General features: G+C 68.2%; 14 protein-coding genes. 6 read left to right on the top strand and 8 right to left on the bottom strand.

Going from position 1 to position 13,737, the window contains the following annotated elements; translation table 11 throughout:
* Nucleotides 1–16 precede the first annotated feature (16 nt).
* The gene (locus EV672_RS04735; RefSeq protein WP_133606809.1) at nucleotides 17–1,060 is read left to right on the top strand and encodes a CDP-6-deoxy-delta-3,4-glucoseen reductase; all 1,044 of its coding nucleotides are present in this window, start codon (nucleotides 17–19) and stop codon (nucleotides 1,058–1,060) included.
* A gap of 32 nt (nucleotides 1,061–1,092) precedes the next feature.
* Nucleotides 1,093–1,512, top strand: coding sequence for an HIT family protein (locus EV672_RS04740; protein WP_133606811.1), 420 nt, complete (start codon nucleotides 1,093–1,095; stop codon nucleotides 1,510–1,512).
* Nucleotides 1,513–1,530: 18 nt separating this feature from the next.
* On the opposite strand, the gene EV672_RS04745 is transcribed toward EV672_RS04740, so the two are convergent.
* From EV672_RS04745 to EV672_RS19280, 8 genes are all read right to left on the bottom strand, one after another.
* Complete coding sequence (locus EV672_RS04745) at nucleotides 1,531–2,142, bottom strand: uracil-DNA glycosylase family protein (protein ID WP_133606813.1); 612 nt, start codon at nucleotides 2,140–2,142, stop codon at nucleotides 1,531–1,533.
* Nucleotides 2,127–2,507, bottom strand: coding sequence for a hypothetical protein (locus EV672_RS04750; RefSeq protein ID WP_133606815.1), 381 nt, complete (start codon nucleotides 2,505–2,507; stop codon nucleotides 2,127–2,129). Before EV672_RS04750 ends, EV672_RS04745 begins: the two co-directional genes overlap by 16 nt.
* Before the next feature lie 49 nt (nucleotides 2,508–2,556).
* On the bottom strand, nucleotides 2,557–3,276 hold the full coding sequence (locus tag EV672_RS04755; RefSeq protein ID WP_208110709.1) for an ABC transporter ATP-binding protein: 720 nt from the start codon (nucleotides 3,274–3,276) through the stop codon (nucleotides 2,557–2,559).
* A complete protein-coding gene (locus EV672_RS04760; RefSeq protein ID WP_133606816.1) occupies nucleotides 3,273–4,058 on the bottom strand; it encodes an ABC transporter ATP-binding protein in 786 nt (261 codons plus the stop codon). Before EV672_RS04760 ends, EV672_RS04755 begins: the two co-directional genes overlap by 4 nt.
* Complete coding sequence (locus EV672_RS04765) at nucleotides 4,055–5,161, bottom strand: branched-chain amino acid ABC transporter permease (protein WP_133607354.1); 1,107 nt, start codon at nucleotides 5,159–5,161, stop codon at nucleotides 4,055–4,057. The genes EV672_RS04760 and EV672_RS04765 overlap by 4 nt, the downstream gene beginning before the upstream one ends.
* A 14-nt stretch (nucleotides 5,162–5,175) precedes the next feature.
* Entirely contained in the window at nucleotides 5,176–6,099 is a 924-nt protein-coding gene (locus tag EV672_RS04770; RefSeq protein WP_133606818.1) for a branched-chain amino acid ABC transporter permease, read from the bottom strand.
* 95 nt (nucleotides 6,100–6,194) lie between these two features.
* On the bottom strand, nucleotides 6,195–7,664 hold the full coding sequence (locus EV672_RS04775) for an aldehyde dehydrogenase family protein (protein ID WP_133606819.1): 1,470 nt from the start codon (nucleotides 7,662–7,664) through the stop codon (nucleotides 6,195–6,197).
* A 53-nt stretch (nucleotides 7,665–7,717) separates the two neighbouring features.
* A complete protein-coding gene (locus EV672_RS19280) occupies nucleotides 7,718–8,101 on the bottom strand; it encodes a hypothetical protein (protein WP_166643451.1) in 384 nt (127 codons plus the stop codon).
* Nucleotides 8,102–8,218: 117 nt separating this feature from the next.
* Between EV672_RS19280 and EV672_RS04790 the strand changes: the two genes are divergently transcribed.
* From EV672_RS04790 to EV672_RS04805, 4 genes are all read left to right on the top strand, one after another.
* Nucleotides 8,219–8,458, top strand: coding sequence for an RNA-binding S4 domain-containing protein (locus EV672_RS04790; protein ID WP_133606821.1), 240 nt, complete (start codon nucleotides 8,219–8,221; stop codon nucleotides 8,456–8,458).
* A 46-nt stretch (nucleotides 8,459–8,504) separates the two neighbouring features.
* Nucleotides 8,505–9,305, top strand: coding sequence for a class I SAM-dependent methyltransferase (locus tag EV672_RS04795; RefSeq protein WP_133606822.1), 801 nt, complete (start codon nucleotides 8,505–8,507; stop codon nucleotides 9,303–9,305).
* A 102-nt stretch (nucleotides 9,306–9,407) separates the two neighbouring features.
* Nucleotides 9,408–11,072 (top strand): acyl-CoA synthetase, encoded by a 1,665-nt coding sequence (locus tag EV672_RS04800; RefSeq protein ID WP_133606824.1) that lies wholly within the window; start codon nucleotides 9,408–9,410, stop codon nucleotides 11,070–11,072.
* 249 nt (nucleotides 11,073–11,321) lie between these two features.
* On the top strand, nucleotides 11,322–13,721 hold the full coding sequence (locus EV672_RS04805) for a sensor domain-containing diguanylate cyclase (protein WP_166643452.1): 2,400 nt from the start codon (nucleotides 11,322–11,324) through the stop codon (nucleotides 13,719–13,721).
* Nucleotides 13,722–13,737: the final 16 nt, after the last annotated feature.

A 13,737-nucleotide genomic window follows, 5' to 3' on the forward strand; every position in this document is an offset into this window, starting at 1 on the left:
CCCTCCAAGGTCCTCCATGAGTTTCCAGGTCACCCTCCAGCCCAGCGGCCGCACCTTCGACATGCAGCGCGACGAGACCGTGCTGAGCGCCGCGCTCTCGGCCAGCATCGGCCTGCCCTACGGCTGCAAGGACGGCGCCTGCGGCTCCTGCAAGTGCAAGCTGCTGGAGGGTCGCGTCATCCACGGTGCCCACCAGGCCAAGGCCCTGAGCGCCGCCGAGGAGGAAGCCGGCTGGATGCTGAGCTGCTGCGCCACGCCGCAGACCGACCTCGTCATCGAAGCCCGCCAGGTCGTGGGCCTGGGCGACCACCCCGTGGTGAAGATGCCCACCCGCGTGACCAGCCTGACCCGCGTCGCGCCAGATGTCATGGTGCTGCGCCTGCAGATGCCCGCCACCCACCAGTTCGGCTTCCGCGCCGGCCAGTACATCGAGTTCATCCTGAAAGACGGCGTGCGCCGCAGCTACTCCATGGCCAACGCGCCGCACCTGGTCAAGGAAGCCGGCGTCAACGGCATGGAGCTGCACATCCGCCACCTGCCCGGCGGCCTGTTCACCGACCATGTCTTCGGGGAGATGAAGCCCAAGGACATCCTGCGCGTCGAGGGCCCGCACGGCAGCTTTTTCCTGCGCGAAGACTCTGAGCGCCCCATCGTGCTGCTGGCCTCGGGCACGGGCTTGGCGCCCATCAAGGCCATCGTCGAGCACATGCGCTTCAAGGGCATCACCCGTCCCACCGTGCTGTACTGGGGCTGCCGCAGCCGCGCCGACCTCTACCTGCACGACTGGGCCGCGCAACAGGCCGCCGAGTGCGACTGGCTGCGCTACGTGCCCGTGCTCTCCGAGCCCCAAGCCCAAGATGCCTGGGCGGGTCGCACCGGCTTCGTCCACCAGGCCGTGCTGGCCGATTGGCCGGACCTGTCACGCCACGAGGTCTATGCTTGCGGCGCACCCGTGATGGTGCAAGCCGCCCGCCAGGACTTCACCGCCCAGGCCAGGCTGCCCGACGAGTTCTTCTACGCCGACGCCTTCACCAGCGAGGCCGACAAACACGGCGACTGAGCCCCCTGAACGCCCCACCCCGAGGACACCCCATGGCCTACGACACGAACAACATCTTCGCCAAGATCCTGCGCGGCGAGATCCCCTGCACCAAGCTGTACGAGGACGACCTCACCCTGGCCTTCATGGACATCATGCCGCAGACCGATGGCCACGCCCTGGTGATCCCCAAGGAGCCCGCCACGACGCTGTTCGAGCTCTCCGACGAAGCCGCTGCCGCCTGCATGGCCACGGTGCGCCGCATCGGCAATGCGCAAAAGAAAGGCCTGGGCGCCGAGGGCATCGTGCTGATGCAGCTCAATGGCCCCGAGGCCGGCCAGACCGTGCCGCACTTCCACATCCACGTGATCCCGGGCTCGATCGCCGACCTGCGCAAGCCGCACGCCGCCGTGATGGCCGACCGCGCCCACCTGCTGGGCCTGGCCGAGAAGATCACGGCCGCGCTGGGCTGAACCCCGCGTGCCCCTGGCCTAAGCCAGCGCCGCCTTCACCCGCGCCTGCAAGGCCGGCAGCACGTCCTGCGTGAACCAGGGGTTGCGCTGCAGCCAGAGGTTGTTGCGCGGGCTGGGATGGGGCAGCGGCAAGGTGTGCGGCCCCGGCCCTTGCAGGCGCTCGCGCCAGGCCTGCACCTGCGCGGTGACGCCCTGGGCCGCTTCGCCAGCCGGCGTGGGCAGGTGCCAGGCCTGCGCGTGCTGCCCCAGCACCAACGTCAGCCGCAGGCTGTGCAAACCCGCCAACAGGGGCACGCGCCAGGTCACAGCGCACTCAGGCCGCGGCGGCAGATCACCCGACTTGCCCGTGCCGGGAAAACAGAAACCCATGGGCAGGATCGCCACCTGGCGCGGGTCGTAGAACGCCTCTTTCCCCAGGCCCAGCCAGGCGCGCAGGCGCTCGCCGCTGGCATCGTCGAAAGGCACGCCGCTCGCATGCACCTTGCGGCCCGGTGCCTGTCCGGCGATGAGGATGCGCGCATCGGGGTGGTGCTGCAGCACGGGCCGCGGACCCAGCGGCAGGTGGAGCGCGCACAGGGTGCAGGCGCGCACTTGCGCCAGCAGGTCTGCCGGGTTCACTCCTTGCGCCATGCCATGCCCAGTGATTCGAACCCACCGAGCACCACCGACGCCAGCAGGTAGAACGCCAACGCACCCCCGATGGCCTTGAACGCGGCCCCGGCCGTGGGCCGCGTGCGCCACAGGTAGAAAGGCACGCCCAGGGGCGCAACCAGGGCGGCGAACATCGTCAGGCCCGAGCGTGGCAGCGCGCCGCGCTCCAGCGATTCGGTGCGGCACCACAGGTAGATGAAGACCATGGTCGGCACGCCGGCGATGAAGCTGAAGGCCTGCTCGTCGCGCTGCCCGATGCCGGTGAGGCCGCCCAGCAGGCCGAGGGCGGCGTAGGCGATCAGCCAGGCGATGAGGATGCGGCGGGAGCGGCGGATGTCGGTCATGGGGGCATTGTCAGTCAGGCTGCCTCTGCACCAGGCCGGCCCGACGCGCTCAAGCGCCCAAATAAGCCGCCTGCACCCGTGCGTCGTTCAGCAGCTCGCGCGCCGTCCCCTGCAGCACCAACTCGCCGGAGTCGAGCACGTAGGCGCGGTCGGCCATCTCCAGCGCACGCTGCGCGTTTTGCTCGACCAGCAGCACCGTCACGCCCTGGCGGTGCACGTCGCGCACCACCTCGAAAATCTGGTCCACGATGATCGGGGCCAGGCCCATGGTGGGCTCGTCCAGCAGCAGCAGCTTGGGGCGGGCCAGCAGGGCGCGGCCCATGGCCAGCATCTGCTGCTCGCCGCCCGAGAGGGTGCCGGCCAGCTGGCGGTGGCGCTCTTTGAGGCGCGGGAAGCGTTGGTACACCGAGGCGATGTCGGCCTCGACCTCGCCATCGCGGCGCAGGTAGGCGCCCATGCGCAGGTTCTCGTCGATGCTCATGCGGGCGAAGATGCCGCGGCCCTCGGGCACCATCACCAGGCCTTGGGCCACCAGCTCCCACGGGCCCTGGGCGTGCACCGCCTGGCCCAGGTAGCGCACCTCGCCGCTGCTGGGCGCCAGCAGGCCGCAGATGGCCTTGAGCGTGGTGCTCTTGCCCGCGCCATTGGCGCCGATCAGGCTGACCAACTCGCCCGCGTTCAGGTGCAAGTTCAGGCCCTTGACGGCCTGGATGCCGCCGTAGGCGATGCGCACGTCGCGCAGTTCCAGCAAAGGCGTTGCAGCGTTCATGCGTGGGCTCCCGTGCCCAGGTAGGCCGCGATCACGGCGGGATCGCGCTGCACCTCGGCGGGCGTGCCGCTGGCGATCACCCGGCCCTGGTCCAGCACGGTGACATGGTCGCACAGGCCCATCACCAGCTTGACGTCGTGCTCGATCAGCAGCACCGAGCGGCCCTGCTGGCGGATGCGTTCGATGAGTTCGCGCAAGGCGCCTTTCTCGGTCGCGTTCATGCCGGCGGCGGGCTCGTCGAGGGCCAGCAACTTGGGCTCGGTGGCCAGGGCGCGGGCGATCTCCAACCGGCGCTGGTCGCCGTAGCTGAGGGTGCGCGCCGTTTGCAGGGCCTTGTCGCCCAGACCGACGAAATCGAGCAGGGCGCGGGCGTCGCGCTCGATCTGCAGTTCCTCGTGCAGGAAGGCCTTCGTGCGCAGCACCGCCTGCCACCAGGGCACTTGCGTGCGCACATGGCGGCCCACGCGGACGTTGTCGAGCGCGTTCATGTCGGCGAACAGGCGGATGTTCTGGAAGGTCCGGGCGATGCCGGCCTGCGCCACCTGGTGCACCGCCGTGGGCTGGTAGGCGCGCCCGGCCAGCGCAAAGCGGCCCGTGTCGCTGGGCACCAGGCCCGTGATGGTGTTGAAGAAAGTGGTCTTGCCCGCGCCGTTGGGCCCGATCAAGCCATGCACCTGGCCGGCCTGGATGCGCAGGCCCACGTCGCTGAGCGCCTGCACGCCGCCAAAGCGCTTGCCCACGCCCTGGACGTCCAGCAGCGGTGTGGTGGCAGCCGATGTCATCGCGCGCCCTCGTCAGGCATCAGGCGGTCTTCGTGGCGCGGCGAAGGCCACAGCCCACGCGGGCGGGCCAGCATGATGCCGATCATGGCCAGCGCGATCAGCAACTGGCGCAGGATGGCCGCGTCCAGCCGCCCCCCCGTCATCGCCTGCAGCGGCCCGGCCACCTGGCGCAGCACCTCGGGCAGCGCGGCCAGCAGGAAGGCGCCCAGGATGACGCCGGGGATGTGGCCCAAGCCGCCCAGCACCACCATGGCCACCACCAGCACCGACTCCTGCAGGCTGAACGATTCGGGCGAGACAAAACCCTGGAAGCTGGCGAACAGCACGCCCGAGACGCCCCCGAAGGACGCACCCAGACCGAAGGCCAGCAGCTTGAGGTTGCGCGTGTTCAGGCCCATGGCCTTGGCGGCGATCTCGTCTTCGCGGATGGCCATCCAGGCCCGGCCCAGGCGCGAGTCGTGCAGGCGCTGGGTCAGCACCACCGCGCCCACCACGATCAGCAGGAAGAGGTAGTAGTGCAGCGTCACCGAGGGCAGCGCGAAGCCGCCCCAGCCCCCCGGCAACCAGCCAGGCAGGTGCCAGGGCTCGCCCAGGCTGAGCCCGCCCACACGGATGGGGTCGATGCTGTTGATGCCCTTCGGCCCGTTGGTGATGTTGACGGGCGCGTCCAGGTTGTTCATGAACACGCGGATGATTTCGCCAAAACCCAGTGTGACGATGGCCAGGTAATCACCACGCAGCTTCAGCGTGGGCGCGCCCAGCAGCACACCGACCAGCGCGGCCACGACCGCGGCCAGCGGGATGGCGCCCCACAAGGGCAGGTGAAGGCCGCCCGGGAACATCGCGGCCAGCGCCGGCAGGTTGTCGGTCAAGTGGGGCGAGGCCAGCAGCGCGAACAGGTAGGCGCCCACGGCGTAGAAGGCGATGTAGCCCAGGTCGAGCAGGCCGGCAAAGCCCACCACGATGTTCAGGCCCAGCGCCAGCAAGATGTAGAGCAAGGCCGTGTCAAGGATGCGCACCCAGGCCTCGCCCAGGGGCTGCAGCGCCAGCGGCAGCACGGCCAGCGCGACGGCGCAGGCGAGGAACAGGCGCGTGCCTTTCATGCCGAGCGCGCCGCTCATGCCCGGTCCGCCACGCGTTCGCCCAGCAGGCCCTGCGGCCGCAGCGTCAGCACCAGGATCAGCACCGTGAAGGCGAAGATGTCCTGGTAATTGCTGCCCAGCACATCGCCCGTGAGCTCGCCGATGTAGCCCGCGCCCAGCGCCTCGATGACACCCAGCAGCACGCCGCCCACCACCGCGCCGCCCAGGTTGCCGATGCCACCGAACACCGCCGCGGTGAAAGCCTTCAGGCCGGGCAAAAAGCCCATGGTGTGCTGCACCGAGCCATAGTTGGCCGCCCACATGACGCCGGCCAGGGCGGCCAGCGCCGCACCGATCATGAAGGTCGCCGAAATCACGCGGTCAGGCTGCACGCCCATGAGCTGGGCCACCTTGGGGTTCTCGGCCGTGGCGCGCATGGACCGGCCCAGCGAGGTGCCATGGATCAGGGCCATCAGGCCGGCCAGGGTCACCGCCGTCACGCCCAGGATCAGGATCTGCACCAGGTTGATGGTCGCGCCCATGAACTCGTAGGGCTCGTCGGGCAACAGGATGGGGTAAGGCTTGTAGTCCGGCTTCCACAGGATCATGGCCAGCGTCTGCAGCAGCAGCGACATGCCCATGGCCGTGATCAGCGGCGCCAGGCGCGGCGCATTGCGCAAGGGCCGGTAAGCGAGCTTTTCGATCGCGACGTTCAGCGCCATGCACACCAGCACCGCCGCCACCAGCGAGATGCTCAGCAGCACCCAGCCCGGCCAGCCGGTGTCGCCCAGGGCTGTGACCACCGTCCAGCTCACCAGCGCGCCCACCATCAGCACCTCGCCATGGGCGAAGTTGATGAGGTTGATGATGCCGTACACCATGGTGTAGCCGAGCGCCACCAGGGCGTACATGCTGCCCAGCACCAGGCCGTTGATCAGTTGCTGAATGAAGGTGTCCACGGATTCTCAGAAGCAAAAAGCCCGCCAGGGTGGCGGGCTGTGGCCCTCGGATGGCCCCGGATTATCGGTCAAGCCCAGGGCCTTGCGCAGGTCGCTCAGAACAGCGAGGGCAGCTTGAGCGAGTCCACCGTCCAGCGGATGATCTTTTGCTTGAAGCCGGTGTAGGGCGGGAAGAAGAGCTTGGCCATCAGCACCGGGCCGGACTTCAGCACCGCACGCTCGTGCGAGAAGGCCTTGAAGCCGTACTCGCCGTGGGCGCTGCCGATGCCGGAGTTGTTCACGCCGCCGAAAGGCAGGTTGCCGTGAGCGTAGTGCAGCACGCAGTGGTTGATGGCCACGCCGCCCGAGCTGGTCTGCTCGATGAGGCGGCGGGTGCGCGCCTTGTTGGTGCTGAACAGGTACAGCGCCAGCGGCTTGGGGTTGGCGTTGATTTCACGCACGACCTCATCGACATCGCGGTAGGTGATGACGGGCAGCACCGGGCCGAAGATTTCCTCCGACATGATGCTGGCCTCGGCGGGCACCTGCTCCAGCAGCGTGGGCGCGATGTAGCACTGCGCCAGGTCCACACCGCCCAGCAGCACCTTGGCGCCACGGGTTTGCGCGTCGTTCAGCAGGCCGGCGATGCGCTGGGTGTGGCGCTGGTTGATGATGCGCGCGAAGTGCGGGCTGCTGCGCTGCGCTTCGGGCGTGGCGCCGTAGCGTTCGGCGATGACGGCGCGGCAGGCCAGCACGAAGCGGTCTTTCACCGATTCGTGCACGAAGACGTGGTCGGGGGCCACGCAGATCTGGCCGCAGTTGGCCAGCTTGCCCCACATCAGCGTCTCGGCGGCCAGTTTCAGGTCAGCGGTTTCATCGACGATGACGGGCGACTTGCCGCCCAGCTCCAGCGTGACGCTGGTGAGGTGCTTGGCGGCCGCGGCCATCACGACCTTGCCCACGGCCGGCGAGCCGGTGAAGAAGATGTGGTCGAAGGGCAGGTCCAGCAGCACCTGCGAGGTCGGCAGCGCGCCTTCGAACAGGGCCACCTCGTTGGGCGCGAAGATGCTGGCGATCACCTCGGCCATCACGGTGCTGACGGCGGGCGTCATCTCCGAGGGCTTGAGGATGACGGTGTTGCCGGCAGCCAGGGCCGACACCAGCGGGCCGAAGCACAGGTTGAGCGGGAAGTTCCAGGGCGCGACGATGAGCACGCGACCGCGCGGCTGGACCTCGATCCAGCTTTGCGTGAAGGCCGTGGCCATGGTCGGCCACACGCGCTTCGGAGACGCCCATTTCTTCAGGCTGCCGATCGCGTGGCGGATCTCGTCGAGCACCGGCATGAACTCGGTGGCCTCGACCTCGGCCGAAGGCTTGCGGTAGTCCTTCTGGAAGGCGGCGTAGAAGTCCTCGCGGCGGGCCATCATGGCCTCGCGCAGCTTCTTCAGGCGCGCGATGCGCTCGGCGATGGTGGATTCGCGCCAGGCGATCGCTGTGGCCTCTTGCGAATCAAAGACGCGACGGATGTCGGCGGGGTTGGACTCGCCGGTCTGCGGGTCCACCAGGTGCATCATGGGTCGGTTCATGTCGGTCTCCATCGGTCGGGGTGATCGGCTCGGTGATCGTCTCGGTGATCAGGTCAGCGGGCTGCCTTGGCGGCAGCTTTCTTGGCCGGGGCTTTCTTGGCGGGGGCCTTCTTGGCGGGGGCCTTCTTGGCCGCCACCGGCTTCGGTGCGGCTTCGGCCGATGCCGGCTGCGTGCTCAAACCGGCGCGCAACAGCTCATCCACCAGGGCGTTGAGGTTGCCGTCGCCCGCTTCGGCCAAGGCCTGCAATTGCTTGACAAGGTCGCCATGCAGCTTCACGGCAAAAGGCACCAGGCCGGCTGCCTGATCGAGCTTGCGCTGCTCGCGGCGGTCGGGCAACTGGGCCGCCCCCTCGGCAAAGCGGCCGGGCACGCCCGCCGCCTGCATCTTGCCTTTGATCTTCTTTTCCAGGTTCTTCACGAGATCGGTCTTTTTCATTCTGAGCACAGCCAACGCCACAATGGCGGGATTGTGCATGTTTCGTGACATCCTTCCCAGCGCGATGCGCCGCGGTTTTCCCTTGGTGCGCTTTGCGTGCCTCCCAGCCTCCCCTCCATGACCCGACTCCAACAGATCACTTTCCCCCTGCGCGGCGACTTCATCACCCTGGACCGCCTGCTCAAGGCCTGCGCCCTGGCCAACAGCGGCGGGCAGGCCAAGCTCATGGTCGCAGACGGCCTGGTGCAGGTGGACGGCCAGCAGGAGTTGCGCAAGACGGCCAAGATCCGCGCCGGCCAGGTCGTGGCCATGGCGGGTGCGCGCATCCATGTGGTGGCCGAGGCCCCGGCAGACTGACACACAGCCCCGTTGCACGGCCGTCGCCGCCCGTTAACATGCGCCCATGAGCCACGACATCGACCGCATCAACCTGCGAACCATGCGCTCTGCCGCAGTGGTTGCGCACTACGCCCGCCCCGACGAACTCTTGCCCCATGAGCGGGCCGCGCTGGACGAAGTCTGCGACGAGGTCCGCGGTGGTGCCATCCTCGACATCGGCGTGGGAGGCGGGCGCACCGTCACCGCATTGCGCGAAGTCAGCACCAACTACCTGGGCATCGACTACAGCCCGGAGATGGTCGCGGCCAGCCAGGCCCGCTACCCCGAAGTGCGTTTCGCGCACGCCGATGCACGCCACATGGCCGACATCGCGGACGCGTCCATCGACCTGGCCGTGTTCAGCTGCAATGGCATCAGCATGGTCGGGCACGGCGACCGGCTGGCCATCATGCGCGAGGTGCACCGCGTGCTGAAGCCGCAAGGCGTCTTCCTGTTCACCACCTACAACCGCAACAGCCCCGAGGCCAGCGCCGGCTTCTGCTTCCCGGAGTTCGAGGCCTCACCCAACCCGGCACGCCTGCTGGTGCGCAGCATCCGTCACCTGCGGGACACGACCATCAGCGTGGTGCAACGCCTTCGGCACCTCCGCCACGAGGTCCACACGCCCGAGTACGCGGTCATCAACGACAAGTGCCACAACCACGGCGTGATGCTGTACTACATCACCCTGGCGCAACAAAGGCGCCAATTGCAGGCCGCAGGCTTTGACGCCAACGCCCCGGCCTATGACTGCGCAGGCCAGCGCATCGTGGGCGACACCACGCTGGACTCCATGGCTTTGATCGCGCGCAAAGAGGCTGCATAGCGGGGCACCCGTCGGGGGATTGGCCCGATTCACGCCAGGGTTTTCATGGTGCAGGATGCCGTCGTTCCCACAAGGAACGCGTTTCACCCGGAGAACCCACCCATGTCCGCCCAGAACCACGCCAGCCACATCTACGCGCAAGACCTGCCCAAGACCGCCGCGAATTTCGCGCCCATCACCCCGCTGTCTTTCATCGAACGCACCGCGCTGGTTTACCCGCAGCGCACCGCGATCGTCCATGGTGAACTGCGCCAGACCTGGGCGCAGACTTACGCCCGCTGCCGCCAGCTGGCCAGCGCCCTGCAGCGCCGCGGCATCGGCCTGGGCGACACGGTCGCCGTGATGCTGCCCAACACGCCGCCCATGGTCGAAGCCCACTTCGGCATCCCCATGGCCGGTGCGGTGCTCAACACGCTCAACACCCGCCTGGACCCCGAAGCCATCGCCTTCATGCTGGACCACGGCGAGGCCAAGGTCGTCATCGTGGACCCCGAATTCAGCGGCGTGATGGCCCAGGCCCTGGCGCTGCGCCAGAACCAGCGCGAGGTGCTGGTGATCGACACCGAAGACGCGCTCTTCACCGGCAAGTCCAAGCCCATCGGCAGCCTCACCTACGAGCAGTTCGTGGCCGAGGGCGATGCCCATTTCGACTGGCAGCTGCCCGCCGACGAGTGGGACGCCATCAGCCTGAACTACACCTCGGGCACCACCGGCAACCCCAAGGGCGTGGTGTATCACCACCGCGGCGCGGCCTCCAACGCCATCTCCAACATCCTGGAATGGGACATGCCCAAGCACGCCACCTACCTGTGGACGCTGCCCATGTTCCATTGCAATGGCTGGTGCTTCCCCTGGACGGTGGCGGCCCGCGCGGGCGTCAACGTCTGCCTGCGCCGGGTGGACCCGAAAGCCATCTTCGATGCCATCCGCGCGCATGGCGTGACCCACTACTGCGGCGCGCCCATCGTGCACGCGGCCATGGTGGCGGCGCCGGCTGAGCTCAAACAAGGGATCACGCAGCAGGTCAAGGCCATGGTCGCCGGTGCCGCACCGCCCGCCGCCATGATCGAGGGCATGGAGCAGATGGGCTTTGACCTCACCCACGTCTATGGCCTGACCGAGATCTACGGCCCCGCCGCCGTGTGCGTCAAGCACGCCGAGTGGGACGCGCTGGACGTGGGCGAGCGTGCCCGCCTGAACGCGCGCCAGGGCGTGAACTACCACCTGCAGCGCGGCATCGCCGTGATGGACGCCATCACCATGCAGCCCGTGCCCGCCGATGGCGAGACCATGGGCGAGATCATGTTCCGCGGCAACATCACGATGAAGGGTTACCTGAAGAACCCCAAGGCCACGCAAGAGGCTTTCGCGGGCGGCTGGTTCCACACGGGCGACCTGGCCGTGATGTACCCCGACGGCTATGTGAAGATCAAAGACCGCAGCAAGGACATCATCATCTCGGGCGGCGAGAACATCTCGTCCATCGAGGTCGAAGACGTGCTCTACCGCCACCCCGCCGTGATGGCCGCCGCCGTGGTCGCCAAGCCCGACGAGAAATGGGGCGAAACGCCTTGCGCCTTCATCGAGCTGAAAGCCGGTGCGCAGGTCACGGCCGAAGACATCGTGGCGCACTGCCGCCTGCACCTCGCCGGCTTCAAGATCCCGCGCGCGGTGGTGTTCGGCGAGCTGCCGAAAACCTCCACCGGCAAGATCCAGAAATTCGAGCTGCGCAAGCAGGCCGGTTCGGCCTCTGCGATCAACGTCTGAGGCCATCCATTCGCCTTTTTTCACGGCGAACACAGGCGCGCACGGCACAGGCCGGCGCGCCTTTTTTGATGCATCGGCCCCACGAAAAAACGGATTTGTTCACCAGCTGAAAACGCCCGGCACAGCGCGGGATGGGCCCCTCAAAAAGTGCCTGGCACGTCACGGAAAAGCCATGCGCTTACTTGTAACATGCCGCTTACTTTTGATGCCATCGCGCACGGACGCCACCCGCCACGGAGCCTTGCAAGCATGCCAGCAGCCCCCCTGCCCAGGGACGAAGACCTCCGACTGGCTGTCCTGCAAGACCTGGACCTGCTGGACGCTGGCGCGGACACCGACCTCGACCGCGTGACCGCCCTGGCCGCCGAGGTGCTGGAAGTGCCGCTGTGCCTGGTCTCGCTGATGGACCGCACGCTGCTGCGCATCCTCTCGCACCACGGCCTGGACGCGACGCAGTGGCCGCGCGAAGACAGCTTCTGCGCCCATGTGGTGGCCTCGGGCCGCACCATCCTCGCGCACGACCTGCGCCTCGATGACCGTTTCGCCGACAACGACCTCGTCAGCCGCCGCATCCCGCCGCTGCGTTTCTACGCCGGCGTGCCCCTGGTGTTCGACGACCAGGTGGTGGGCACCTTGGCCGTGCTGGACCAACGCCCTCGCCACGATTTCGACGAGCGCAAGCTGCAGCTGTTGGCGCGCTTTGCCGAGCTCGTGCACAGCCAGCTGGCCCAACACCGCGAGCGCCGCCAGACCCAGCGCGAGCGCGCCCTGTTCGCCGCCGGCCCGGTGGGCGCCATGGTGTGGGACGCGGCCGTGCCGCCCAAGCCCGTGTACCTGTCGGCCAACCTGGGCGGCATCCTGGGCGAGACCTTCGCCGAGCAACTGCGCGCCGGCAAGCCCTTTGAGGCCATCGTCCACCCCGACGACCAGGCCCTGGTCCAGACCGGCCTGAGCAGCCACGCGGTGGGCGAGCTGCCCTCGCTGGCGCTGAGCTTCCGCCTCAAGCAGACCGGCCGCCACCCGCGCTGGCTGCACCAGGTCAGCCAGGCCGACCGCGACGCCGATGGCCGCCTGCTGCGCATCCGCAGCTACCTCTTCGACCTGACGCGGCAAAAGCAGCTGGAGTCGTCCATCGAGGCTACCAAGGAACGCCTCTACCTGGCGCTGGAATCGGCCCGCATCGGCACCTGGGACCTGAACTACCTCACCCAGGAGCGCATGCTGAATTCGCGCGCCGCGGCCATGCTGGGCTTCCGCGAAGACGAGCTGGAGCACAGCAACCTCGGCTGGATGGACCGCGTCCACCCCTACGACCGCATGCACATCGACCGCGCCACGCACGACCACCGCCAGGGTTCGGGCGATGTGGTGGCGCTGGAATACCGCATCCGCCACAAGCGCGGCCACTACATCTGGGTGCGCAGTTACGGCCGCGTGGTCGAGTACGACCGCCAGGGCCGCGCCGTGCGCGTGGTCGGCACCCTCATCGACATCAGCGAAGACAAGCAGAAAGAAGCCCTGCGCAACCGCCAGCGCCAACTGCTGGACCTGCTCAACCAGGCACAAACGTCCTTCCTGCTCAACCGCAGCGTGCACGACGCCTGCGAGGCCCTGTTCGAGCACCTGCTGACGATCAGCGAGTGCGTGGTCGGCTTCATCGGCGTGGTCCAGCCAGGCCCGAACGGTGAGCCTCAGCTGCTGGTGCCCACCATCTCCGAGGCCGGCTGGCGCGACCACCACGTCGTGCCTGGCCCCAGCCACACGCAACGCGAGGATGGCCTGCTGTTCACCCGCCTGGACAACCTCTTCGGCCATGCCGTCACGGCCAACGAGGTCGTCATGGCCAACCACCTGCCCAGCCACCCGGCCAGCCGCGGCCTGCCCGAGGGCCACGCCGAGCTGAAGAACTTCCTGGGCCTGCCCATCCGTTTCGACCACAAGGTCGTGGGCATGATCGGCCTGGGCAACCGGCCCGAGGGCTTTGACGAGTCCCTCGTGCAATTGCTCGAACCCCTGGTGGTGACGCTGGGCACGCTCTTCCACGCCCGCGATCAGGAAACCGCCCGCGTCAGCGCCGAGCAGGAGCTGCACCGCCTGGCCAGCCGCGACGCCCTCACGGCCCTGGCCAACCGGCGACACTTCTTCGACGTGGCCGCCGCCGGCCTGACGCAGACCCGCCGCTACGCCACGCCCCTGACCGTGGCGCTGATGGACCTCGACCACTTCAAGCACATCAACGACACCCACGGCCATGCCGCCGGTGACGCCGTGCTCAAGGTCTTTGCCGAGGTGCTGCGCGAGTCCCTGCGCGACACCGACACGCCCGCCCGCATCGGCGGCGAAGAGTTCGCCGTGATGCTGACCTCCACGCCGCAGGACGAGGCCATCGTCGCGCTGGAGCGCATCCGCGCGGCGCTCGACCAGCGCCCCATCGAGTTCAACGGCCAGACCATCTACGCCACCGTCAGCATCGGCGCGGTGCAATGGCGCGCCGAACACCACGATGTGGACGCCATGCTCGCCCATGCCGACGAGGCGCTCTACACCGCCAAGCGCGAAGGCCGCAACCGCGTGTGCCTCTACCGCCACGAGGGGCAGCCCAACGGGCACGAACCGCCCGCCCTGCGCGCGGCCAACGACGCGGCTTGAGTTACCTTTGCGGGTG

Source organism: Aquabacterium commune (assembly GCF_004362855.1).
Taxonomy (GTDB): Bacteria; Pseudomonadota; Gammaproteobacteria; order Burkholderiales; family Burkholderiaceae_C; genus Aquabacterium; species Aquabacterium commune.